The sequence below is a fragment of the Parasutterella excrementihominis YIT 11859 genome, from assembly GCF_000205025.1.
Lineage (GTDB): Bacteria > Pseudomonadota > Gammaproteobacteria > Burkholderiales > Burkholderiaceae_F > Parasutterella > Parasutterella excrementihominis.
Map to the genome: position 1 here is coordinate 84,023 of NZ_GL883690.1, position 23,691 is coordinate 107,713.

At 45.1% G+C, this 23,691-nt stretch carries 19 protein-coding genes and 1 pseudogene; 14 read left to right on the forward strand and 6 right to left on the reverse strand.

Translation table 11 applies throughout. The annotated features are described in order from the left end of the window. Positions 1 to 48 precede the first annotated feature (48 nt). The 7 genes from HMPREF9439_RS03780 (at position 49) to HMPREF9439_RS03810 (ending at position 9,343) form a co-directional block, all read left to right on the forward strand. Positions 49 to 789 (forward strand): DUF4886 domain-containing protein, encoded by a 741-nt coding sequence (locus HMPREF9439_RS03780; RefSeq protein ID WP_244862380.1) that lies wholly within the window; start codon positions 49 to 51, stop codon positions 787 to 789. 173 nt (positions 790 to 962) lie between these two features. Further along, a complete protein-coding gene (gene aroD, locus HMPREF9439_RS03785; RefSeq protein ID WP_008863767.1) occupies positions 963 to 1,889 on the forward strand; it encodes a type I 3-dehydroquinate dehydratase in 927 nt (308 codons plus the stop codon). Positions 1,890 to 1,921: 32 nt separating this feature from the next. Next, positions 1,922 to 3,724, forward strand: coding sequence for an FAD-dependent oxidoreductase (locus tag HMPREF9439_RS03790; protein WP_008810096.1), 1,803 nt, complete (start codon positions 1,922 to 1,924; stop codon positions 3,722 to 3,724). A gap of 70 nt (positions 3,725 to 3,794) precedes the next feature. Further along, the gene (locus HMPREF9439_RS03795; protein ID WP_008810095.1) at positions 3,795 to 5,591 is read left to right on the forward strand and encodes a sensor histidine kinase; all 1,797 of its coding nucleotides are present in this window, start codon (positions 3,795 to 3,797) and stop codon (positions 5,589 to 5,591) included. Between the two features lie 9 nt (positions 5,592 to 5,600). After that, positions 5,601 to 6,248 (forward strand): response regulator transcription factor, encoded by a 648-nt coding sequence (locus HMPREF9439_RS03800; protein ID WP_008863768.1) that lies wholly within the window; start codon positions 5,601 to 5,603, stop codon positions 6,246 to 6,248. Between the two features lie 83 nt (positions 6,249 to 6,331). Next, on the forward strand, positions 6,332 to 7,648 hold the full coding sequence (locus tag HMPREF9439_RS03805) for an FAD-dependent oxidoreductase (protein WP_244862381.1): 1,317 nt from the start codon (positions 6,332 to 6,334) through the stop codon (positions 7,646 to 7,648). 378 nt (positions 7,649 to 8,026) lie between these two features. Then, entirely contained in the window at positions 8,027 to 9,343 is a 1,317-nt protein-coding gene (locus tag HMPREF9439_RS03810) for an anaerobic C4-dicarboxylate transporter family protein (RefSeq protein WP_008810092.1), read from the forward strand. 127 nt (positions 9,344 to 9,470) lie between these two features. On the opposite strand, the gene HMPREF9439_RS03815 is transcribed toward HMPREF9439_RS03810, so the two are convergent. Together HMPREF9439_RS03815 and HMPREF9439_RS13545 are read right to left on the reverse strand one after the other, a co-directional pair. Then, the gene (locus HMPREF9439_RS03815) at positions 9,471 to 10,214 is read right to left on the reverse strand and encodes a LysR family transcriptional regulator substrate-binding protein (protein ID WP_244862382.1); all 744 of its coding nucleotides are present in this window, start codon (positions 10,212 to 10,214) and stop codon (positions 9,471 to 9,473) included. A 33-nt stretch (positions 10,215 to 10,247) separates the two neighbouring features. Further along, positions 10,248 to 10,448, reverse strand: a pseudogene (locus HMPREF9439_RS13545) (LysR family transcriptional regulator); the annotation flags it as partial. A 168-nt stretch (positions 10,449 to 10,616) separates the two neighbouring features. On the opposite strand from HMPREF9439_RS13545, the gene HMPREF9439_RS03820 reads away from it, so the two are divergent. The 5 genes from HMPREF9439_RS03820 (at position 10,617) to HMPREF9439_RS03840 (ending at position 16,727) form a co-directional block, all read left to right on the forward strand. Then, the gene (locus tag HMPREF9439_RS03820) at positions 10,617 to 11,594 is read left to right on the forward strand and encodes a DMT family transporter (RefSeq protein WP_008863771.1); all 978 of its coding nucleotides are present in this window, start codon (positions 10,617 to 10,619) and stop codon (positions 11,592 to 11,594) included. 64 nt (positions 11,595 to 11,658) lie between these two features. Next, positions 11,659 to 12,873 carry a HutD family protein gene (locus HMPREF9439_RS12880; protein ID WP_008863772.1) on the forward strand — a complete coding sequence of 405 codons (1,215 nt, stop codon included), beginning with the start codon at positions 11,659 to 11,661 and terminating at the stop codon, positions 12,871 to 12,873. A gap of 19 nt (positions 12,874 to 12,892) precedes the next feature. Next, positions 12,893 to 13,783: a glutamate formimidoyltransferase gene (gene ftcD / locus HMPREF9439_RS03830; protein WP_008863773.1), complete on the forward strand. Its 891-nt coding sequence runs from the start codon at positions 12,893 to 12,895 to the stop codon at positions 13,781 to 13,783. Between the two features lie 200 nt (positions 13,784 to 13,983). Then, positions 13,984 to 15,492, forward strand: coding sequence for an argininosuccinate lyase (gene argH, locus HMPREF9439_RS03835; RefSeq protein WP_008863774.1), 1,509 nt, complete (start codon positions 13,984 to 13,986; stop codon positions 15,490 to 15,492). A gap of 68 nt (positions 15,493 to 15,560) precedes the next feature. Further along, complete coding sequence (locus HMPREF9439_RS03840; RefSeq protein WP_008863776.1) at positions 15,561 to 16,727, forward strand: iron-containing alcohol dehydrogenase; 1,167 nt, start codon at positions 15,561 to 15,563, stop codon at positions 16,725 to 16,727. Between the two features lie 37 nt (positions 16,728 to 16,764). On the opposite strand, the gene HMPREF9439_RS03845 is transcribed toward HMPREF9439_RS03840, so the two are convergent. After that, positions 16,765 to 17,730 (reverse strand): LysR family transcriptional regulator, encoded by a 966-nt coding sequence (locus tag HMPREF9439_RS03845; RefSeq protein WP_008811351.1) that lies wholly within the window; start codon positions 17,728 to 17,730, stop codon positions 16,765 to 16,767. A 192-nt stretch (positions 17,731 to 17,922) separates the two neighbouring features. On the opposite strand from HMPREF9439_RS03845, the gene HMPREF9439_RS03850 reads away from it, so the two are divergent. Continuing rightward, positions 17,923 to 19,356, forward strand: a complete 1,434-nt coding sequence (locus tag HMPREF9439_RS03850; protein ID WP_008811350.1) for an aspartate ammonia-lyase — start codon at positions 17,923 to 17,925, stop codon at positions 19,354 to 19,356. A gap of 75 nt (positions 19,357 to 19,431) precedes the next feature. On the opposite strand, the gene HMPREF9439_RS03855 is transcribed toward HMPREF9439_RS03850, so the two are convergent. Beyond that, positions 19,432 to 20,397: a LysR family transcriptional regulator gene (locus HMPREF9439_RS03855; RefSeq protein ID WP_008811349.1), complete on the reverse strand. Its 966-nt coding sequence runs from the start codon at positions 20,395 to 20,397 to the stop codon at positions 19,432 to 19,434. A 193-nt stretch (positions 20,398 to 20,590) separates the two neighbouring features. Between HMPREF9439_RS03855 and HMPREF9439_RS03860 the strand changes: the two genes are divergently transcribed. Beyond that, the gene (locus HMPREF9439_RS03860) at positions 20,591 to 21,550 is read left to right on the forward strand and encodes an agmatinase (protein ID WP_008811348.1); all 960 of its coding nucleotides are present in this window, start codon (positions 20,591 to 20,593) and stop codon (positions 21,548 to 21,550) included. A gap of 49 nt (positions 21,551 to 21,599) precedes the next feature. Here the strand turns inward: HMPREF9439_RS03860 and HMPREF9439_RS03865 are convergent, their stop codons facing one another. Together HMPREF9439_RS03865 and HMPREF9439_RS03870 are read right to left on the reverse strand one after the other, a co-directional pair. Next, entirely contained in the window at positions 21,600 to 22,565 is a 966-nt protein-coding gene (locus HMPREF9439_RS03865; protein ID WP_008811347.1) for a LysR family transcriptional regulator, read from the reverse strand. Continuing rightward, entirely contained in the window at positions 22,555 to 23,373 is an 819-nt protein-coding gene (locus tag HMPREF9439_RS03870) for an alpha/beta hydrolase (protein ID WP_008811346.1), read from the reverse strand. Before HMPREF9439_RS03870 ends, HMPREF9439_RS03865 begins: the two co-directional genes overlap by 11 nt. Positions 23,374 to 23,691: the final 318 nt, after the last annotated feature.

Sequence of the window (23,691 nt, forward strand, 5' to 3'; positions counted from 1 at the left end):
GCATCTAAATTTTTCAACATGTTCTATAAAAACGTTATGAAACCGTTAATGACTGATAAGCCGGTCGGCATAAAAAATGTTCTTCTTGTTGGTAACTCTTTCATGTTCTATAACTGCGGTGTTAACGGAATGATAAACGGTTTTGCAAAAGCAAAACACCGAGATCTCGTCATCACGCTTGTCGGTATCGGAGGCGCTAGCCTGTATTGGCACGACGTGAAGAGTTATTTGCGACCGAATGCTCTAAGAAGCTACAAAATCGCGAGCGACGGTACGAACAAAGTAACGTTCTTGGATTATCTAGACGGAAAGATCTTTGATGCCGTTGTTTTAGAAGATTCGAGTCAAGGGCCGATTCATCCGGAGCTAAAAGAGCTTTTTCGGGAGTCGGCTAGGAAACATTGTCAGGATATTCGTGAAGCCGGCGCCAGACCGTTTTTTATGATGACCTGGGCCTACAAAGACAAACCTGAGATGACCAGTCTTTTAGCCGATGCAACGATTGAAGTGGCTAACGAAAATTCTGCTTCCGTTATACCCTGTGGCATGGCATTTGAACGATCCTCGAAAGATTTTCCCGAGATTGAGCTCATTCGATCTGATAACAGACATCCGACGGTAGCCGGAACTTATTTAGAGGCAGCGGTGTTCTTTGCTTCCTTGACAGGAATCACACCGACGGATTGCGATTTCTACGGACGTTTTGACGATTTGATTGTGGCTCCGGAAACCGGTAAAAAATTACAGCGTATTGCTTGGAACACTGTGCGCGATTTCAACTCCTGGTGAATCAAAAAATAAAGTTTTTCGGGAAAACACCCATAGCCTGATCCCGCATAAACTCTCTTCGAATACATCCCACGGGATGTATTTAACCGCCTTTGATCTGTTTTTGATCCTCCTGAAAAAGTCAACAATGACTTTATTGATCGAATCTCAATTCAATCTGTTTCGGAGGAAATATGAAAAGAAGAACCATGATTCAATCCGGCATCGGCGGTTTGGCTGCTGCCTTCTCTGCCTCTGCCTTTGCCAGCACAAAATTGAAAGGCAATGAAAAGATGATGCCGGTCGACACCCTGAACCACGAACCCGGCTGGGACAAAGAACCTGTTGAAGTCTTGGAAATCAAGGGCGTCAGAATCGGTGAAGGCCGTCCTAAGATCATTGCTTCCACGACTGCTAAGACGCCCGAAGCTTTCATCGCGTTGGTTCAGGACTACAACAGTCGTCCTGAACTTCAGATGATCGAGCTCCGCCCTGACTACATCGGTGAAATTTCCGGTAAAGAATTTGCCAAGCTCACTAAGCAGGTCTATGAAATCGTCAAGAACAAACCGATTCTCATGACCTTCCGCGACAAGACCGAAGGCGGCGGCAGACACGTTTCCGACGAATACTACAGAGACTTCTATTTTGACGTTCTCGACAATGGCAAGATTGACCTTATCGACATCGAAATGTTCCGCAACGCCGATATCTGCAAGCAGATCGTGAAAAAAGCCAAAGAAAAAGGCGTCAAAGTTGTGATGAGCGACCACGAATTCGGATGGACTCCCTCTGAAGCTGAAATCATTCGTCGTCTTCTCCTTCAGGAACAATTAGGCTCCGACATTCTGAAGATTGCTGTAATGGCCCACAACACCGGTGACGCACTCAACCTGATGAACGCAACTTGGAAGACACGCAATTACTTCTCCCGCAAACCGATGCTCACAATGGCTATGGGCAAAGATGGCGTCTTAAGCCGCATGACCGGTGAATTCACAGGTTCCGACATCACTTTCTGCATGGTTGGCGGCAAACCTTCCGCTCCGGGCCAGATCCCTAGTGAAGAAGCCGAACAGATCCTGAATTCCATTCACAAGGCCATGTACCCGGTTAAATAATTCTTAAGAGAAACTCCTCTCAAGGAACGAACATGCTGAATAAATTAGTATTTCTCTCCGCATTGAGCGTTGTTGCACTCTCTGGCGCAGCCCAGGCAGCAACGTTCAATCCGGGAACCTACACAGCCGTTTCGAAAGGCAACGGCGGTGAAGTTCCGGTCACGGTGACCTTTACCAAGAATGCGATCGAATCCGTCAAGATCGGTGCAAACAAAGAAACACCGGGAATCGGTTCTATTGCCATCGAAAAACTTCCTAAAGCAATCGTTGATAGCCAAAGTCTGGCTGTGAACGGTGTGAGCGGCGCCTCCATCACAAGTCACGCAATCCTCGCAGCTGTTGCTGCCTGCGTGAAACAAGCCGGCGGCAATGTTGACGAACTTTCCAAAGCCAAAGCACAGAAAGCTGTCGTCAAAAATGAAACTTTGAATGCTGACATCGCAGTCGTCGGCGCCGGTGCTGCTGGTCAGACTGCCACTATCCGTGCAAGCCAGCTCGGCAAGAAAGTCATTCTGATTGAAAAGATGCCTTTTGCTGGGGGCGCTGCAGCGGTTAACGGCGGCACGGTTGTGATTCAGGGTTCTAAGATCCAGAAAGAAGCCGGTGTTAAAGATGACTCTCCTGCCATCATGACCGAGGACTACATCAAAAACGGCCACAATCTGAACGACCGCAGAATGCTTGAGCTTTACGTCAACAACGTCGGCCCCATGGTTGATTGGGCAACGACCGAAGGCGGAATGCAGCTCAATACAAAAGCAGGCTTCACCAATGAAGCTGAACACAGCAAACCTCGCGTCATGCGTTGGGTTGACGGTGCTCAGGGTGCAACTCGTAACTTCAAAGCTTCTGTTGAAAAATCCGGCGCGAAAGTTCTTTTAGCTACTCCGGCGAAAGAACTCATCGTTGACAATGGCCGCGTGGTTGGTGTCAAAGCGGAAGGCGAAAACGGCATCCACTACACCATTAAGGCTCCTGTGGTTATCTTGACGACAGGTGGTTTCGGTGCCAATAAGTCGATGCTTGCCGGCAGCCTTAAGAACTCTCTCTACTATGGTGTAAAGAGTTCCAACGGCGAAGGCCACCAAATGGCGATGAAGATCGGTGCCAAGACTCAGATGATGGATCTGGGCAAGATCTACCCGAACGGCATGGAAGTCGCTCCCGGAATTGCTAAGTCCACCATTTGGTCTAACAAGGCAGCCTTTGAGGACCACAGCGGCATTATGGTCAACAAAGCCGGTAAGCGCGTCATCAGCGAGCTCGACACGAACCACAATATTAAGAATGAAGAAGTTAAACAAGGCGGCAAGCTCTTCATCCTGATGGATCAGCCCTCTTACGATGCTTTCCTGACCAAACTTTCCATTACCGGCATCAGCAAAGGTGACATGGACAAGTGGCTCGCCCAGAACGGCAAAGGCTATCCGATCGTTGTTAAAGCTGACAGCATTCCTGCCGTCGCTAAGAAAGCCGGTGTTGACGGCGCAGAACTTCTCAAGACAGTTGCTCGTTACAACGGTTTCGTGAAAGCCGGCAAAGACGCAGACTTCAATCGTCCGGCCAAGTTCATGAAAGAAGTCATTGCTGATAAAGGACCTTACTACATCGTTGAACAACAGCCTCGTTTTGCTACAACGATGGGCGGTGTGGTCACTGACATGAACCTCAATGTTTTGGATGAGAACAACAAGCCGATAAAAGGTTTGTTTGCAGCAGGTGAACTCGTCGGCGGCGCTATGGGCGATGACTCCCCTCCCGGAGGCAACATGGCCTGGGCTATGACCAGCGGTAAGTTAGCTGCCGAACGTGCCGTCCAGTCACTGAACAAGTAAGATTAAGTTCTAAGAACCTTGATCCACAATTCCGAAGGGAGACTAAAAAGCCTCCTTTCGGATTTTGCCTATGAATCTCAAGAAACTACTGAGTACTTTTCTATGGGTTCTGATCCTTGTGATCAGCGTCCCTTGCTTAGCTTATGAAGGTTTAACCGTCAAAATCGGATACGCGCAGGGGCTTGAGCTTTACCATCAATCTTCAATATTGAAAGAAACTCTGGAGTATCTCCAGAAAAAGATTCCAAATTATCGGTTTGAGTTATTGCCGATATCCTCCGTAGATACTCAGGAAGACATTAAGAAAGAAAAGATAGATTTTCTAATCGCGCCAAGTAATTTCTTTGTAGAACTCTCAGGAGGCATTCCCTTCACGCACCTAGCAACTCGGATTTTCGACGGTACAAAAGATCCAGCAAAAACCGTCGGAAGTACATTCGTTGTTCGTGCCGAGCGAAATGATATTCAAAGTATCAAAGATTTAAGAGGTAAAAATTGCGCAGCCTCCCTTCCCGATTCCTTGGGGGGCTGGCTTGCCGCTCTCGGGGAAATTAAGGAGCACGGATTCGATCCGGACAACTTCTTTAAAACAAAAAACTTTACACAGTTCCAGGTACCTGATGTACTAAATTCAGTCCTCAGCGGATCTTCCGATGTCGGCATTCTTTCGACATGCATTTTGGAAGAGGCGGAGGTTTTAGGGATGATCGAAAAAGGCAGCCTTCGTGTGATTAACAAAAAGACGGATGACTTATCTCCAATTCATTGTGCGAGATCTACCCAGCTTTACTCCGACATGTCTTTCGTCAGCCTTCAAGGTGTTCCGGAGCCTTTAGTTAGAGAAGTGACTGTTGCCCTTCTTTCTATGCCGGTTTTTGATCATTCACGTTGGTCTGTAGAGAATGATCAGTATTCCATCCGTAAACTTCTCCGGGAGCTCCGGCTCGGACCCTACTCATACCTCAGAGATAACTCATTAACCGGATTGGCAAAACGGTATAAAACCGAAATCATCGCCTTTGTCGGTATCTTGCTTTTTCTTATCTTCAACGAGTTTAATCTACGTCGTTTAGTTAACAAACGAACTCGCCAGCTCTCCGATGCTTTAAAAGCAAAAGAGGAAGCTGATAGAGAAGCGGCAGAAGAGCGCAAAAAGTTCGCAACATTGGAAAAAAACGGAATTATTGCCCAGTTGGGCACGATTATTGCGCACGAGGCCAAGCAGCCAATCGCAACTCTGACGAATTACTTACAGATTTTCAAGATGTATTTGGATAGAAAAAACGATAACGACGCTTTTTCCAAAGATGTTTTTGAAAATATGGAAAACCAGGTTTCTCGCTTGAATACTTTGGTGAATTCCGTTAGGAATTTCGCAAAACAAAAGCAGAATCCTCAGGTTAAAACCGACCTTGTTCTCATCACGCAAAAAGCAATAAGGAACTTGGAGGCAACAGAGCCGGATATAGAAAAAGTAAAAATTTCATTTAACTCAAAGCTTAAGACAGCCCTTGTTCTGGCAGATCCGTTTTCGTTAGAACTACTGATACTTAATCTCCTGAGAAATGGGGCCCAGGAAGCCGTCTCAAACACAGCAAAAGGAAGTCCGATTCTGAAAGTAGAACTCTCCTTATCAAACGATAACAAGAGCTTTATTCTGTTAGTAGAAAATTCGGGGAAACTCATGACTGACAAGGATTTATCGAGATTGGTATCTTTAGGAGAAAGCGTCAAGCCGGACGGCCTCGGCCTAGGTTTGTCGATCATTAGAGGCATTGCCGATCTTCATGGGGCCGATTTGGGTTTCACCGGACGAGATAAAGGCGGTGTCATCGCCTCATTAAGAATCGATCAGCTGCATGTCTAAGGAGGAAACGTGTCCGAATTTTTAGATACCCCCGAACTTCAGGACAAAGTCATTGTTCGCCTCGTCGACGATGACAAGGATTTTCTTCGTTCTATGAAGTTAATGCTGGAAATGATGGGCTGGAAGGTTCGAGATTTTTCTCTTGCTCAGGATTTCCTACAAGAAGAAAACTTCAAGGTTCCCGGATGCATCGTGCTAGATATGCGGATGCCTGGGATGACCGGTTTAGAACTTCAAAGGCAACTTATTAATGATAAAGAGAAAGCTCTTCCCATTATCTTTCTTACCGGCCACGGTGACGTTGAATCAGCAGTGCATACATTAAAAAGAGGTGCCTTTGATTTTCTCCAAAAACCGGTGAATCCACTGAAATTCAATAGGACTATCGAAGAAGCATGTCGATTAAGTCTGGATAATTTCGGAGCATCTCTCGAAGATCGAGAAGTAATAAAAGCTTTCAAATCTCTGACGCCTAGAGAAAAAGAAATCTTTGAGCTCGCAGCCGGCGGCAAATCCAATAAAGAAATCGCTTCAGATTTGGATATTGCTGTGGCGACCGTAAAGATGCACCGGGCCAATGCTTTTGAGAAAATGTCCGTGCACTCCTCTATAGAGGCCCTTCATAAGCTGAATGCAGTAAAAGATAAGGATCGTTGATGCTGTCCAGGAGAAACCTTCTTGCTTCTATGCTTCTTTCCGGCATACCCGCTTTTGCTTCCGAAGTATAAGATTGGGATGTCATTGTTGTCGGAACGGGAGTCGCAGGTCTTGCAGCAGCTTGCTCTGCATTAGAGGCCGGCGCCGGAAATGTTCTCATTCTTGAAAAATCTCCTGTTGTCGGAGGTCATTCCATCTTATCGACCGGCTACGTTGCAGCTGTGGACAAGCCGAGACAACAAAGAGCCGGCATTGAAGATTCTCCTTCTCTTATGCTTCAAAACATGCTTGAGGTCGGCGGTTACCTGAATGATGTAGAGCTTGCAAAAATCGTTTGTGAGAATTCCGAAGATACCGTTTATTGGTTAGAAAGGATGGGTGTTAAGTGGGACGGTAATATATATCAAACTGTCGCCGGTCTTCATCCTCGCAGCCATATAACGAATTTTGTGCGAGCCGGATACGACTATGTGATGGCGTTGCTCTCCTCGGCAAAACGAATGGGCGCCAAATTGGCGTTGAACACAAAAGCTTTAGACCTAATAGAAAAGGACGAGAGAGTTATCGGAATTCGCGTTCAAAACCCCGATGGTTCAATAACCGATCTCTTTGCAAAAGCAGTTATCCTTGCTACAGGCGGCTTCACCGCCAATGTCGAATTAAGGAGCAAATTTGATCCGAGATTAGGGTCTGAATTCCCGACGACGGCAAATCCGAATCGAAAATCCTTTGACGGTGCCACCGGGGACGGTCTGATAATGGCTCAGAAATTAGGCGCCGCGACCAAGGATGCGGAATTCCTTCAGCTCATACCTTTCTGGGGCGGCCGTCTTCTTGATTATGTAGGCGCAGACATTTACGTCAACAACCAAGGGTTCCGTTTTGTAAATGAAGCGGCTTCCTGGCGAGATGTTTCCAACGCGATTTTGGAACAGGACAAGCGGGAAATGTGGGCTATTACAGATTCCCAATCTAAAAAAGGAGCCAGCCTTGGTGTGAAATTAATGAACGGTACTGTAAAAAAGGCTTCTACGATTAAAGAAATGGCAAAAGCCATGGGCGTTCCTATACAAAACTTAGAAGAAACAATTCGAAGCTACAACAAGTTTTCTGCCGAAGGAATGGATCCGATTTTTGGCAAAAAGGTTTTTACTCAACAAATTAATCAACCGCCTTTTTATTTCGGCAAAGAAAAACTGGCTGTCCATTTTTGCTGCGGTGGAATCAAGTTAAATAAAAATGCTGAAGTTGTGAAACTTGATGGTTCAATTATTCCCGGATTGTATGTTTGCGGTGAAGCATCAGGCGGTCCTCATGGACATGATCGGTTAGGCGGTGTTGCATTAACTTCTGCCTTTGTTTTTGGAAGGATTGCGGGACGTAATGCAGTGACGATGTAAGTTTAACTTTTGAGTCGTTGAGGTAATTTTTAGCTGCACGTTGCTTGGCCCCGCTCTCCCATTCGACAAATTATTCGTCGGACTAAATAGATTTAGATTTCTTTAACTTATCCTTAATTCAGCTAACGCTTCTTTTGACTATTTCTTCGTGAATTTAATCTGAGCTTGCTTTCGTGATCAATTGTCTTACTGTCCTTCGCCATAAAGCAAATTTATCCGAATACCTTATTTTCGGTTATCAAAAATGACGAAAGGCTTAAAAACTTTGACCATGAATGAAGGGAAAACCGATAGTGGTATGAGTTTTCCCAATCAATCTCATTACATAACTTTTAACCCACGGAGGAGAAGCAAGTCTTTTCGATTGCTTCGACAAATATGGTCACCTTAATAGAACTTGCAATCGTATTCCTGGCGATTTTCATGGGCGTGCGGCATGGCGGATTGGCCCTCGGTTTTTGGGGCGGTCTCGGCTTAATCGTCTTAGCTGTAGTTTTCGGCGTCTTCCCGACGGCGCCCCCGATCGACGTTATGCTGATCATCTTGGCCGTCTGCACGGCCGCCTCCTGCATGGAAGCTGTCGGCGGCTTGGACATTCTCGTTAGATTCGCAGCAAAAATCATTCGTGCCAAACCTAAGATGGTCGGAGTGGTTGCTCCGGTCGTCAGCTTTTTCCTGACATTCTTCGCCGGTACAGGTAACGCTGTTTATGCTCTTCTTCCTGTCGTTTATGAAGTTTCCTATAACGCGGGTGTTCGTCCTGAACCCGCAATGGCCGGAACGGCAGTCGCCGGTCAGGTTGGTATTACAGCCAGCCCGATTGCCGCTGCTATGGCTGCGATGATCGGCTTGTTTGCACAAAACGGTCACGGCGATATCGGATTGGGTCAGATTCTTATGATCACATTCCCGGCCTGTTTGATCGGTGTCATCCTCGGATCTATCATTTGCGTATTCTTCGGCAAAGATCTCAAGAATGATCCGGCTTATCAAGCTCGTCTTAAGGCCGGCCTCGTTCTTCCTCCCGAAAAGCTTTCCGACAGAAAGCTTCCTCCTCAGGCTGCTTGGTCCGTGCTTATTTTCTTCGGTGCTATCGTTGTCATCGTTTTAGCCGGCTTCTTCCCGAATCTCAGAGTTTTGCCCGGTGGAACAAAGGCTGTCGGTATGGCTCTTGTCATTGAAGCCGTTATGCTTGCTGCAGGCGCCTTTATGATGCTTTTCTGCAAACCCGACGTTAAGAAAATCGTCAAGAGCCCTGTAATGGAAGCCTGCGTTGTTTCTATCACTTGCGTTTTCGGTGTGGCATGGATGTCCGACTCTTTTATTGCTGCCAATAAAGACGTATTCATGCAGGTTGCCGGTTCTTTGGCTCAGGTAGCTCCGTGGCTCTTCACATTCATTTTGGCCGGTATGTCAGCTCTTCTGGCCAGCCAGGGCGCTACAACTCGTGCCATTATGCCTTTAGGTTTTGCTTTGGGTATTAACCCCTGGTATCTTATCGCTATGTTCCCGGCCGTTAACTGCCTGTTTATTCTTCCGACAACAGGTCCGGCTCTGGCTGCAGTGGGTATGGACCGTTCAGGTACGACTTACATCGGCAAGTACATTCTCAACCATTCATTCCAACTCCCCGGTCTTGTGATGGTTGCAATCTCCGTCGTGACTGCCTTTGGACTTGTCAGCTTTTTCGCTTAACAATAACAGTTTTTTCTGAATAAGTTGAACGGCTGCCTTCTCATTCGAGAAAGCAGCCGTTTCACTGTGCTTGAATCAAAAAACTCCGTCCGAAAACTTCTATAAGTAAAGGATTTCTAGGAGATGTCTATTCGAGTTCTATGAATTGCAAAAGCTCCGGGCGTACCTTTTTCATCTCCGGAAAGATTTCTTTCTCAAATATTTTGCGCGTCTTTTTCAGGATCTTATTAGCTAAAACAGTGAATGCCTGTTCTTGGTAAACAACAAAGTACCGACGAGTAGCTTCGATTGAAAGCGGTAAAAAATCCACGTCTTCTAACTTACGGTTGACCATCCACAAACTTAGAGGAGGAAGAATTGTCCAGCCTTTTCCTCGAGCAACCAACTCCATCATGGTAAAATTCGTATCTACTTCGATTCTGCGCTGATCAATAAAGTGCAGAGAACGATAAATTCTTTCTGACTGCACGAAGTCAAACGTCTCTTTTCCAAAACGGAGGTAAGGAAGACTTTCAACCGCAGCAACAAGGTCTTGATTACAAGAAATGTTCCTCTGTTTAGTAAGGCTCCTTGGCAAGACAAAGAGGAATCGTTCTGTCAAGAAGTGTAAAGCCTGGAAGTGAGGAACGTCTTCGATAGAATCGGAAGAAAGTCCGATATCGACAGCTCTGTGCTTAAGAAGATCTGTTACCTTAGGCGTGCTTCCCGTACAAGCAGAAATATTCTCTGTCTCATTTAATAAGTAATCTATAAGAGAGGGACAGACGCAGGCGCTCATGCAATCGGAAGCTCCTAACCTTAAATCCGGTTTCTCATTTTCAAGGGAAAACTGAATAGAACGGGTAAGATCATCTAACTGCTCAAGAATCAAAAAGGATCGATTCCAAAGTAGCCGTCCGGCCGTTGTTAACTGAATCGGCCTCCTATCTCGGTCAAATACCGGAGAACCTAATGAATTTTCAATTTTCTTGATCGCAGCAGAAACCGCAGGTTGACTGATGCCAAGAGCAGCAGCGGCCCTCGTCATGTTGCAGTCTGTTGCGGTTTCGATGAATATCCTCAACGAGGTTAAGTCAAGGTTTCCTTCTCTGTTCATTATTAACATTCCAAAGATATTCAGTGAGAAATAATAACCCCATGATGATCTTTAACGCTAAATTCTTCGGAAAATTCTTCGTATAAATCAGATTTATATCTGGCCATTAGAGTTGTTAATTGAGGTTTTCAAAGAAATATGCTTTGGCTATAGTCCGCTCTAATATTGGATAAAAATATGCTCATAGGTATTTCTTTCGGTCTTGCTGCTTGTGTGCTGTGGGGCTTTACATATCTCTTACCCCTTCTGCTTCCTGACTATCCCACAACTTATATTTCGGTAGCCAGGGGTATTGTAATGGGCGTTACCGCTCTTGCGGGTTTAGCCCTGCAGAGGCAGTATTTAAAACAGGTAAATCTGAAAGATTGGAATACAGCTTTCTGGCTCACCTTAATAGGCAATCTGATTCAGCCTTGGTGTCTGTTTTCCGCGGTGCAGTATGCTGGTGTGGCCTTAGCAGCTACTTTTTTCGGTTTAATTCCGGTTTTAGTTGCTCTAATTGCGAATGAAAGAGACAAGCGGAAGGGGAAAAAGTACTTGCCGCTTTCAAAACTCATCCTCCCGCTGTCTGTCATTTTCATCGGACTGATTTTGGCCAATTTCGAGGGCCTCATCAATGTCCTGGAAGACTATAAGTCAAACCCCAATTTTCTTATCGGCGTGATTTACTCCGTACTCTCGACAGCGATGTGGACCTGGTATCCGATTCGCAATGCAGACTGGCTGCTTGACCATCCTAAAATCAGTCCTGTCTTCTTTACCAGTATGCAATGCAGTCTGCTGCTTCCGTTCGGAATCGTTCTATACGTTGCTCTTTGGCTGTTTTCAGGAGATCTCAAGGAATTTTTCGGTCCTTCGCCTTTCGCCTTTATCGGATGGTCCCTTTTTGCCGGTGTGGTTTGCTCTTTCGGCGCAACTGCCTTATGGAATGCTATGAGTCAGAAAGTACCGACCGCCGTTGCAGGACCTATGCTGGTCTTTGAAACCATTTTCTCTGTTACCTGGGGATGTGTTTACGCCCGAGCCTTTCCTACCGCAACCCTTTTTATTGGAATGGTATTGCTCGTGAGCGGTGTAGTTTATACGTTGATGTTGTTTAACTCACTTAACGAACCTGTCGTCAGTGAAGCTGAAAGCAGCGCCGGCGGAATGTGATCTATTTAAAGTTTTGTGATTCGACTTAACTATTTGATTAAAGATTCAAACCTGAGAGTTCTGAATGCAATATCAAATCATCAAAAGAGAAGATTTTATTGTCCACCGATGGTCCGGAGGAACAACATCTGAAATCTTTCTTTTTCCTCCTTCTTCCTGTTGGGAGAAGAAAGACTTTCAAATTAGGATTTCTTCAGCGGACTGTCGTGTTGACGGGGCTCCCTACTCTGACTTTATCGGCTTCACACGTCACATCCTGCCTTTAAAAGGTTCGATGCACATGTTTCATGAAGGTCATCACGAAGTATTGCTCAATCCGTTTGACATTGACATTTTTGACGGCAGCTGGAACACACATCACATCGGGAAAACCGTTGACTTTAATCTTCTTTGTTCGGAAAACTGGACCGGAAGGCTGAAACCACTTCTGCAAAATGAATCCATCAAGATAGAAAAATCGGGAATTATTGGCTTCTATGCGGTTGAGGATGCCGAAATCCGCAGCGGAGATTTTTCCGTAGAAGTGCCCGCAGGTGATTTTATTGTTTTCAACGATATAAATGAAGCAACGGTTTTTAGTATTAAAGTCGCTTTACATGGCCCTTGTGTCATTGCCGCGGCTGCTTTCCCTAAAGGAAGTTCTCATATGCGATTAAGTTCTATGCCTGTTGATGAGTTCTGTGCTTTGACTGCTTCGGACGCACCTGCCCCGGGCGGGGGCAGTGTCTCTGCACTGTGCGGCTCATTGGCAGCAGCACTCGCGGAAATGGTCGGAAATTTGACTCTTGGACGCCGCGGCTGCGATGATGCTCAAGAATCAATCAGGGAAGCCTTAGCTGAGCTCGAAGAAATTCGCACCATACTCCTGAAAGCGATTGATGAAGATTCAGAAAGCTTTATCGGCTTTATGACGGCCTTAAAAATGCCTAAGAATACCGAGGAAGAAAAAGCGCTGAGGAAAACCGCCATGTCCCAAGCCTTAAAAACTGCCTCCCTCGTCCCTTTGAAAGTGGCCGGACAGTCTGTCAGGATTTTCAAATTTTCGCGTCTCATGCTTGAACGAGGAAATAAAAACGCGGCAACCGATGCAATGGTGAGCGCTCTGGCCGCTAGAACAGCAGCTATCGGAGCGCTACTTAATGTACGCATTAATCTGCGTTCAATCCATGATCCCGAGTTCGTTCGAACCACATTAGAAGAAGTTCTGCGCCTGGAAACTTTGACCAATGAGCAGGAAAAAGAAATAACGGAGATTGGTTACCAATTACTCAATCAATAAATTCTTTGGAGAAAAAGCCATGACAAAGCTTGTGGAATTCATACCCAACTTTTCTGAAGGACGCCGTCAGGAAGTTATCGATCAAATAAGTGAAGCAGCTCAAGGCGTCCCCGGTGCCAAACTTATCAATGTCAATGTTGAGCCTTCCTATAACCGTTGTGTCCATACGGTTGTAGGAGATCCCGAAGCTGTATTGGAAGCAGGCTTCCGCATGTGCCAAAAAGCAGTCGAGCTGATCGACATGAATCACCATAAAGGAGAACATCCTCGTATCGGAGCTGTAGATGCTTCTCCGTTTATTCCTCTGGAAGATATGACGGCCAAAGAATGCGTTGATCTTTGCAATCGCCTAGGCGAACGTGTTGCCAAAGAACTTCAGGTCCCGGTCTATCTTTATGAAAAAGCGGCTAAAAGACCAGAACGAGTGAAGTTACAGAATATCCGCCACCCGGAATATGAAGGTTTGTTGGAGTTAATTGACAAACCGGAATGGGCGCCTGATTACGGTGAGGCAAAGATGCACCCGACGGCCGGAGCCATGCCGCTCGGCGTTCGCAATCCCATGGTCGCCTTCAATATTTCGTTAAATACTTCGGATGTCGCTATAGCTAAAAAAATTGCACAATCTTTCCGCGAAGCCAAAGGCGGCTATGCAGAGGCCCGGGCAATCGGCGTTTATCTGGAGGACAGAAACATCTGCCAGGTCAGCTGCATGATCAATCCGCAGATCGTATCGCTCTACCGAATTATCGAAATGGTGCGTTCTGAAGCTAAGCGTTACGGCTTATCCATCATCGGAACAGACATTTGCGGCATGGTTTCCCAAAGCGCCCTGATGGACTGCTGTGAATACTACATGCAGCTTGAAAACTTCGATCGAAAAGCTCAGATATTGGAAGAGTTGCTCTAATTAACAGAATTTGAATTACGGCGAAGGTCAGGTTTTTCTTTTCCGAGCAACCGAAAACGCAGAAAGATTTGAAACGGTTCGGACTCACTCAGCTTATCGTTTTTTAATACTTCTGAATAAAGTTTGTTAATACTGATTTCGTTTTTGAATTTCCTAACCCAAAATAGAAACATAATTTCTTCAACTCCCAAGAGGTAAAAATGATTCAAGGTAATAATCGCGGAAAAATTAAACAGCCCCCTGCAAAAGAGGTCATTAAATACATCATCAATCCGAGCATCTCTGACGCTGAGGCTGAGCGCTCCTTCCAAAATTATGTCGAATGCAACAAAGCTCACGTTTTAATGCTTGAAAAACAAGGTATTATCAAAAAGGAAGTCGCTAAAAAGATTCTTGAAGTCGCTGAAGAGATGACTGCTATGGGAAGCAAACCTTCCTTTGCACTTCGTCCAGAACTCGAAGAGATGTATTTCAACCTTGAAAACTACTTGATTTCCAAGGTTGGCATTGAAGTCGGCGGTCAGCAGCACACTGCCCGCTCCCGCAATGATTTATACGCTACCGTTGTTAGGATGGATGTTCGTAAGTTCTATTTGGAAGTATGTGAACTTTACAACGAAATGCGCAAGACGATTCAGCAGGTGGCGAGGAATAATACAGACGCCGTTATGGCCGGTTATACTCACCTTCAGCCGTCCGAACCCATCACCTTTGCTCAGTATTGCGCAGCTATTCTTTATGGAATGGACCGTGACTATCAGCGAATCCAAAATGCTTGGGAACAGCTGAACCTTTGCCCGCTGGGCGGCGGCTCCATGGGCTCAACCACATGGAAGATCGATCGCCAGTTCACTTCTGAACTTCTCGGTTTTAATGCACCTTTAGGCAACTCCATTGATGCCGTCGGCTCTAGAGATTACATTTTGGAAATTCTGTCTGCCTTCGGAATTGCCGCCAGCACCTTTACCCGCCTCTGTCAGGATTTATACGTTTGGGCAACACCTGATTACGGATACGTCGAAGTTGCGGATGAAGTCGCTGTCTGCTCCTCCATCATGCCGCAGAAAAAGAATCCCTGGACGTTGGAACACATTAAGGGGAAATCTGCCAACATCGAAGGTCTTTGTGTCGGCGCTTGGGCTGTTATGAAAAACACCCCGTATACTCACAATAACGAAAGCAGCGGAGAAGGCCCGACTTTCCTCTGGAATGCATTCGATGAAATGAAAGCCTGCATAGAGCTTCTGAACATAACTTTCCGCGGAATTAAGCTCAATAAAGAATTGATGGTTGAGACCGCATCAAATAACTTCTGCACTATGGCTGAACTTGCCAATACTCTGGTTCGCGCAGACCATATCTCTTTCCGTACCGCTCATGATATTGTTGCGCACGTCGTTGACTTCATGCTCACACATGGAAAGAAAGCCAGTGAGATTGACGTGGATGTTATCGCACCGATTGCTAAGCAGTTGTTTAACATTGAGACCAAGGTGACCAATGAAGAAATTCAGCTTGGCCTTGATCCGGTCAAAAATGCCAACTCAAAGGACTCTTTAGGCGGCTCAGCACCTGAGGAGGTCCTCCGCCAACTCGATGAACTTATGGCACGTTTGGAAGAAAACATCTCAGTAGTAACTCAGCGCAGAGCTCAATTAGAAGGAGCCAAACAAAAAACCGAAGTTAAAATTCAAGCGCTTCTTGCCTAAATAGGTATTTGTTCATTTTCGGGGCGGCAAGGTTAATCCTTTCTGCCCCTTTTATTCAAAGGTCAGCTATGTTTTCATTCTGCATCCCTACCGAGTTTGTCTTCGGCACCGGTTGTTTTAAAGAACTTCATAAATACAATCTACCGGGAAAGAAAGCTCTCATTGTGATAACTAACGGTAAATCCATTCGGAACAGCGGATATCTCGCGGAGTTGGAAAATCAACTCTCCTTAGCCGGCAAAGAGTATGAAGTTTTTGACGGTATTACCCCGAATCCGACTACTGACAGCATCATGGACGCAGCTAAAACCGCGAAGGACTCTGCCTGCGACTTTATTATCGGTTTCGGAGGCGGCTCCCCTATGGACTCGGCTAAACTTATCGCTCTGGCGGCGACCAATCCTGGAAACATTTGGGATTATTGCCAGAAAGGCTCCGGCGGAAGAAAGCTGCCGACGAATCAGCCTCTTCCTGTCGTATGTATTTCCACCACAGCCGGAACCGGTTCCGAAGCAGACAACAGTGGTATGGTCACAAATCCGATCACACACGAAAAATTGGGCATCGGCTTCCAAAGTCTCTTCCCCGTTCTCTCTGTTGTAGACCCGGAATTAATGCGTTCCGTGCCTCCTCGTTTAACTGCTTATCAAGGCCTTGATACCTTCTTCCATCTAGCAGAAGGCTATCTTTCGAAGAAGGCAAATTACTTTAACGAGATGTTTTCCATCACGGGCATCGAAAAGATCGGAGCCTATCTGGCGCGAGCCGTTATAGAAGGAAACGACTTAGAAGCTCGTGAAAATGTGGCCTTCGCCAATACGCTCGGTGGCTTTGTGATGTCCACAGGAAAACTCCTCAGTCAGCATTCTTTGGAACATATCTTGAGTGCATATCATCCGAACTTGCCCCACGGTGCCGGACTGATCCTTATATCTCGTGCCTATTTCGGCTTTTTTATCGACAAAGGCCTTTGCCGCCAAAAATTCATTGACATGGCTCGCGCTCTCGGGAATAAAAATGCCTCCGAACCTCAGGATTTTCTTTCTGCGCTCGATAAATTATTAGAAGACTGCGGAGTCTCCAATTTAACAATGAGTGAATTCGGAATCAAAGCCGAAGAGCTTCCTGCAATGGCAAAAGAAGTCAGAGAATCTCTAGCGCCGGCTTTTGAATGCGATCCGACGCTCTTAACAATTGAAGACTGCGCTGAAATTTATCGAAAGTCTTTCAAATAATTCCGTAAGGCTTAATCAGGCGCTGCTTTCTGTCGGATTAAGCCTTAATGAACTTCTCGAGTCCGGGTTTGAGTTCACGAACCATCGGTATTACCTTTTCATGAAGGTATGTTTTTAGGCTTGAAGAAATGTTCTCTGCCGTCGGTTCAAATACTGTATCTTCATAAGAAATATAGAATCGTCGTTCAGCATTTTTTCCTTTAAAAGAGAGAAAAGAAAGCTGAGGCAGAAAATAGCTTGCCTGGAGTAAAGAGAAAGTAGGCAAAATGGCCCAGCCGTTGCCTTCCGCGACGACTATTGCCATAGCGAGGCACGAATCGATCTCGATCGAATCGAACTTCTGAAAGTTGAGCGTACGAAGAAGCCTTTCTGTCTGAAAGTAATCCATCGTAGTTTTTCCCGCTCTTACATATGGCGTTTTCTCTAAAAATTCATTTAAGTCGGAAATTGACTTCGGCCGAATTTTGTCGTGGATTTCTTTCGGGATAACCAAAAGAAACTCATCCTCAAGAAGCTGAATATTCTGAACTCCGTCGTCCTTTGTTAAAGGATCAGTGGACAAAGAGATGTCAATTTCTTTGTTTCTTAATTTATCGGAAACTTCAAGAGAGGTTCCGCTGGATAGCGTTAGTCTGCCGGGTTTGGAAGCCAAAAGAGAAACTAATTCACCCCCGAAAATATTCATAATGGCCTCAGAGCAACCGAGCCTGATATCGGGATTTTTTCCATTGGCTGTCCTGTACATATCCGCAAGGATGGTTTCGATGAGTTCAATAGCGCCATTACCTCGTTTAAAAAGAACGTGTCCGGCTGCAGTAAGTCTCATCGGACGAGAGGCCCGATCAAAAAGTTCAATTCCCAGACCATTCTCTATTTTTTTAATGACAGTCGAAATTGCCGGCTGAGTAAGGCCGAGCTTTTGTGCGGCTCGTGTCATATTGCAATCCTTTGCAACTTCCATGAACACTTTCAGCTGATTTAATTCGAGAGAAAAATTTCGCATTCCAGACTCCAATCGGAATTTCCGTGAGTAACTACCTTCTGCTCAAGCATATTGAACGTCTGGCGAAGCTCTTATAAGGAAATCAAATCGTCATCGTTAAAAATCACTTATCTACTTAACGATGTTAACCGTTTTATCGGAGAATGTTCATAGAAAGATAAAACGTTAACCTCAAATTTCTAAAGGAAAGTTATGAGCCGTATTGAGAAAGACTGTTTAGGCCAAATGGAAGTCCCGGATGACGTTTACTACGGAATCCAGACCCTTCGCGTCATGGGAGTATCGGGCATTCTAGGTGAGAAGGTTATTAAATATCCCTACCTCCACAGAGCTTTAGTGCAGATGAAAAAAGCCGCTGCCTTAGCAAACAAAGAGATCGGTGCCTTAGATGAAAGAAGAGCCGAAGCCATTGCTTGGGCTTGCGACAAAGTACTTACCGGAAAATATGATGACCAATTTCCGCTGGATATGTTCCAAGGCGGCGGTTACACCTGCGTCAATATGAACGTAAATGAGGTGATCGGCAACCTTGCGAACGAACATCTGACCGGTCATAAAGGACAAGATGAAGTTCATCCCAATACCCATGTCAATATGGGACAGTCAACTAATGATATTGTTACGAGTGCAGAACACCTTTGCATTTATCCGGCATTGGATAAATTAGCACCGGAACTCGACAAGCTTGCAGACGCTTTTGCAAAGAAAGCTATTGAATTTGCCGATGTCATCAAGGTTGGCAGAACGTGCCTTCAGGATGCCGTTCCCTTAACGCTTGGGCAAGAATTCGGAGGCTACGCCGAATTTTGCCGCCGTCAGGCAGAAAACATCCGCAGTTTAAGAGCAGAGTGCTTCTATCTGCTGGTCGGTGCTACAGCGGTCGGAACGGGCTTGGGTGCAGCTCCAGGGTATCAGGAAGCTTTCTATAAACATCTCTCCGTTCAGCTCGGTGAAGACGTTAAAAGCACGGCCGACCTTTTTGACGGTATGCAAAACGATGACTTCTGCGTAAAAGTATCTGCAGCCGTGAAGCAGGCAGCCTGCGGTATTTCAAAAATCGCAAAAGACCTGAGAATTATGAGTTCCGGTCCGAGAGCTGGGTTCGGAGAAATTACTCTGCCCTCTCTTTCTCCGGGATCTTCCATCATGCCCGGAAAGATCAACCCGATCCTCCCTGAACTCGTCAGTCAAGTCGCTCAGCAAACCTGCGGTAATGATGTCGTTATTTCCATGGCCTTTGAACAGGGTGAGTTAGAGATCAGTGTCTGGGCTCCTACACTTTACAAGAATCTTTTTGAGTCCTTCGATTTGCTGACGAAAGTGATTCCGCTCTTTATTGACAAATGTATCAATGGTATTACAGCAAATCGTGACCGCTGTGCAAAAGAAGCGAAAGAAACCATTGCTTTGTCCACCGTCGTTGCAGCTACGCTAGGCTACCCTGAAGGCGTCAAAGTTGCGAAGTATGCACAGGAACACAATTTAGCTGTTGCCGATGCCGTTCTTGAGATGGGAATCATGACCAAGGAAGAAGCAGATATGCTTTTGGATCCGGCACTTTTGGTTAACCCCGAGAAAATGGCTGAAGTCATCGCTCGATGGAAGGGAGAAAAGCAAAAACAGTAAGAAAAGAAACCCTTCATAAAAATTTCTAAATCCTCCCCGGCTTTGGCAAGGTTGTAATTGCCAAAGCCCTTTTTGTTATTTGCCGGGAACATGAATAAATCGAGAAAGTCCCGGGAGCTGGCGTTCCATTTTGACCAAAAAACGCTCTGTCAGCACCTTTTTGGTTATTTCTCCGACCAATTGAGAGAGAGCATGATTCCTGATCTGTTTACGAACCATCCAGTAAGTTCTGGTCAGCGAACGGCCCGGGATCGGATAAAAATCAACCTCACTGCTACTAAGGCCTGCAGCCCAAAGATTGAATGGGGGAATCAACGACCATCCGTCCAATTGAGATACCAATCCTACGACTAAATAACTTGTGGACACTGAAGTGTGCAATGCCGGCTTCTGCCCAAGAGATCTAAGTAAGCGGTCGGCCTGAATTCTATCGGAACTGTCCTGGTTATATTCAATCAAGGGCCGAGAGATAATCAACGTTTGAAACGCCTCTTCCGAAATGATCGGTTCGTGACCCTTTTTCACAACTAATACAAAATCTTCTTGGAAAAGGACTTCTCGTTCGAGTTCTTCTTCGTCTTTAATCGGGTAAGGTGAAAGAAGAACATCTATTTTTTCAGACATCAATGCCGATACCAGTGGGAGTGTCAGGCCGGAAACGACATCCACGGAAGTGATGATTTTATTGAGCTCTGCAATAAGCTGGGGCCCGAAAGAACCTGCCGCCGACTCCCCGAGCCCTAAGCGAAGGGTCTCATATTTTTTCTTTTCACTTCTGACTGCTTCTAAGATTTCATCATTTTTCTGTAAAAGTTCTCTTGCCAGGGCAAATAAACGCCTTCCGGCTTTAGTCAGCAGAATCGGTCTTGAATCCCGTTCGAATAACGTTACTCCGAGAAAGTTCTCTAATGCTTTGATGTTTTGGCTGATCGCCGAAGGTGTTTGACCTATTTTTACAGCTGCTGCTTTAAGCGTCCGTTCCTCGGCCACGGTAACAAAAATTTTTAGCTGCAATGTATTAATGAGATTGAGGTCGCTCATTTTTCTTCAGATTGGTTATTTATCGATTAATTTTTTCATAATTTTCAGAAGATGGTAATTCAGGATAATCCGTTAGTTGGCTGAATTTTCTTAAATTTAATTAAAGATCTTATCCTCTTTAATTAATGCTCTTTGGACCTTCGAAACTTTCTCTTTAAGCTAATCCTAGAACTTCAAAATTTTAGGAGAAACGATGCCAAAGATTATTCATAACCTTCCGATTACCGGAATTGCAAGCTTTGCGAAATATCCGATCTGCACGGATTTGGATCAATTAGATGACGCAGACGTTTGCGTCATGGGTATTCCTTACGATATGGGTGCTCCTTACCTGAGCGGTACTAAGTTCGGTCCCCGCAGAATCCGCGAGGTCTCCTGCCATTACGGACGAGGAGATGCCGGTTTCTGGGATCCTGAGAGAATGACTCAGTACTTAGAAGCTCCTGTAAAAGTTGTTGATGCAGGAGACGTCGACATGGATCCAATGGACTTTCATGCGAGCTTCGATAATGTGACGGAAGCTGCAAGAAAGATTATTTCTAAAGGTGCACTCCCCGTTTTTATGGGCGGCGATCACTCCGTAACTATCCCGACTGCCCGTGCATTGGATATGTACAGCGATCTTTGCGTAGTTCAGTTTGATGCCCATTTGGATTTCGGCAAGAGGAGATGGACCAACGGATCTCCGATGAGAATGATTTCTGAGATGCCGCACTTTACTCAAATGTGCCAAATCGGTATGCGCGGATTAGGAAGCAACACTAGAGAAGACTTCCAATCAGCCTATGATTATGGTTCTGTTGTTATCCCTTCCAGAAAAGCCTTGTCTCTTGGAGCCGAAGAAGTCATCAAAATGATTCCTGAGTCCAAGAACTATTTTGTCACGATAGACATCGACGGATATGACATGAGCACGGCCCCCGGTGTCGGCTCTCCTTCCCCAGGCGGTTTGAACTATAACTTCGTCACAGACGTCTTAGAGGGAATTGCTAAGAAAGGAAACGTCGTGGCTTTCGACTTAGTTGAAGTAGCCCCTCAATATGATCCGTCAGGTATCACAGCTCGTCTCGGTGCTATGACCATGTTGGCTTTTATGGGCTTTATCACCAAAGAAAAAGAAAAACGCGGTCAGCTGAAGGCTCAAAGAAGATAATGAGTCTTAATTAAGAACTTGGGAGGTAAATCACCTCCCTTTTCTATTTCTACTGGTCATGTTTGACAGCTCGGAGGCTTTCGATTAGACCTCGGACACAATCGAGAACAAGGTTAGAAATTCTCACGTCGAAATCCTTGCGGACACAGAAATATATCTTTCTTGGATTAAAGTCATCAGAAATAGGACAAATATTCAGGGTATTTTTCTCGTGCGACATTAAACCAAGCATATGCGACACGGACCAGCCCAGGCCCGCACCGACAAGGTCGTAAACAAAGGCGTTGCTTTGTATTTCAAAAACCTTCGGAAAATATAAATTGTGCTTTCTGAAGTATTCATTGAGCAAGCCTCCGTCAGCGGTTTCTTTTGAATGATAGATAAAGGGAAGACCGCAAAGCTTGAGTTTTTCAAAAGTCAATTTTTCTTGATTCAGGGTAAATTCTTTCGGAAATATAAAATACCAAGGGTCTTCCCCAAGAAAATACTTATTAATGTCTTCATGACTTTCCTCTCCGGCCAATACAGCAATATCCAAGCTTCCCTCTTTCAATTGTTCCATCAAAGTTCCGCTGGGTTCGGACGTAAGAGAAACGAGACCGAGGGTTTTCTGCATCTGTTTGCAGAGATCTGCAGCAATGACTTTCCCCGCAGATTCAATCATGCCGATACGAACAGCAGGCTTGACAAGATTTTCATACTGAATATTGACTAAGATTTGGCTTACGTTCTTTTCGCTTTCTTTGAGCGCCTCGTAGAGTTTGACCGCTTCTTTTGTCGGTTGAGGAGGCCTGCTTTCTCTGTTAAACAGGTCCACTCCCAAAGACCTTTCAAGTCCCGCAATCGTTTGAGAGATTGAGGATTGTGTGAGCTGAAGTTTTACAGCGGCTGCCGAAAACTTCTTTTCCTCCATAACCTTCATAAACACTGAGAAGGAACGAGAAAAAAAATGTTCCCCCGCCACTTCTTGAGAACTCGAAAAATGTTTGAAAATATCTTTTTGATTAATCGACATTCTTTATGAAATCTAATAATTTTTCTCGGACAGGCGAATTATTGTCGGCAAATACGCATAAATAGTTCTTGCCGGGAACATTCCAAATTTCTGCCTGTTTTGGAAGAGAGAACTCGAAAAGTTTCCTTTGTCCTTTTCTCACAAAATTATCTTTTCCAGGATTAACGACGACTAAGGGGCATGTAACGAGGGTGATCGCTTGCGCGGGCTGAATATCTGTTTCCTTTAAAGTCCTGGCTAAAAGATCGCCAAGAATAAATCCGTGTCTTTCCTGAATCAGACCTTTTTGAGATGCGTAAATGGATTCAAGGACAACACCTTTCACTTGATCCTTATGGCTGAGGTAGAAACGAAGCGCAGCATCGGCCCCAACGCCTTGACCGAAAAGAACAAGTTTTCTTCCCTTTATCAAATCAGAATTCTTGACGCATTCCCAAACCGCACCTGCATCTTTGTCTAAATTGTCTAATCGAGCCTCACCTTCAGTTTCCCCAACGCCCTGATAGTCAAACAAAATAACCGGGACGCTCTCAAGTGCAAGAAAAGCGACCTGCTGCATGCTGTAACTCATATTGAATTGAGCGCTTTGGAAGTAAAGAACAACCGGCAAAGTTTTGAGCTTTTCTTTTTTTATCTTTCCGGTTTCTTTCGGCACAAGAATTTCAAAACTTATTTCGGGCTTTGTGGGATCAGAAAGGTTTTTCGCTTTTCCTTTGATCGACTCAAGGCCGTAAAGCGAAGCGGACCAATATCTCATTGAGTCAGATCTGAAGAAAAGGCTTTCTACAAGGTTAGATATGAAGTTCATTTTCAAGTCCTCGTCTGCATACCTCAAGTTTCCGACAGGGTCCTAAAAATTCCTCCTACATTAAATATTTTTAATCTTTCTTATAGAAAAAATTTATGTTGTTTGTAGAGTTAACCTTAATTGAATAGATTTCTTAGATTCAATAATCACTAAATTATTAAGGGGTTAATTCTTGTAATGCACCAGGAAAAAACCTCTTTTTTAGTTTATTTCCTTTCTTGGGGACTGACACAAGAAAAGAGCCCGGTTTATTCTGGGCTCCGTCTTATTTCAAACCTTTAATTTAATTAATTAAAGGTTTCTCAATTATTTGTACTA

Bases quoted from the DNA above. Each gene is read 5' to 3' on its own strand.
- HMPREF9439_RS03780 (WP_244862380.1), top strand. From the start codon at position 49: ATGACTGATAAGCCGGTCGGCATAAAAAATGTTCTTCTTGTTGGTAAC.
- aroD (WP_008863767.1), top strand. From the start codon at position 963: ATGAAAAGAAGAACCATGATTCAATCCGGCATCGGCGGTTTGGCTGCT.
- HMPREF9439_RS03790 (WP_008810096.1), top strand. From the start codon at position 1,922: ATGCTGAATAAATTAGTATTTCTCTCCGCATTGAGCGTTGTTGCACTC.
- HMPREF9439_RS03795 (WP_008810095.1), top strand. From the start codon at position 3,795: ATGAATCTCAAGAAACTACTGAGTACTTTTCTATGGGTTCTGATCCTT.
- HMPREF9439_RS03810 (WP_008810092.1), top strand. From the start codon at position 8,027: ATGGTCACCTTAATAGAACTTGCAATCGTATTCCTGGCGATTTTCATG.
- HMPREF9439_RS03820 (WP_008863771.1), top strand. From the start codon at position 10,617: ATGCTCATAGGTATTTCTTTCGGTCTTGCTGCTTGTGTGCTGTGGGGC.
- HMPREF9439_RS12880 (WP_008863772.1), top strand. From the start codon at position 11,659: ATGCAATATCAAATCATCAAAAGAGAAGATTTTATTGTCCACCGATGG.
- ftcD (WP_008863773.1), top strand. From the start codon at position 12,893: ATGACAAAGCTTGTGGAATTCATACCCAACTTTTCTGAAGGACGCCGT.
- argH (WP_008863774.1), top strand. From the start codon at position 13,984: ATGATTCAAGGTAATAATCGCGGAAAAATTAAACAGCCCCCTGCAAAA.
- HMPREF9439_RS03840 (WP_008863776.1), top strand. From the start codon at position 15,561: ATGTTTTCATTCTGCATCCCTACCGAGTTTGTCTTCGGCACCGGTTGT.
- HMPREF9439_RS03845 (WP_008811351.1), bottom strand. From the start codon at position 17,730: ATGCGAAATTTTTCTCTCGAATTAAATCAGCTGAAAGTGTTCATGGAA.
- HMPREF9439_RS03850 (WP_008811350.1), top strand. From the start codon at position 17,923: ATGAGCCGTATTGAGAAAGACTGTTTAGGCCAAATGGAAGTCCCGGAT.
- HMPREF9439_RS03855 (WP_008811349.1), bottom strand. From the start codon at position 20,397: ATGAGCGACCTCAATCTCATTAATACATTGCAGCTAAAAATTTTTGTT.
- HMPREF9439_RS03860 (WP_008811348.1), top strand. From the start codon at position 20,591: ATGCCAAAGATTATTCATAACCTTCCGATTACCGGAATTGCAAGCTTT.
- HMPREF9439_RS03865 (WP_008811347.1), bottom strand. From the start codon at position 22,565: ATGTCGATTAATCAAAAAGATATTTTCAAACATTTTTCGAGTTCTCAA.
- HMPREF9439_RS03870 (WP_008811346.1), bottom strand. From the start codon at position 23,373: ATGAACTTCATATCTAACCTTGTAGAAAGCCTTTTCTTCAGATCTGAC.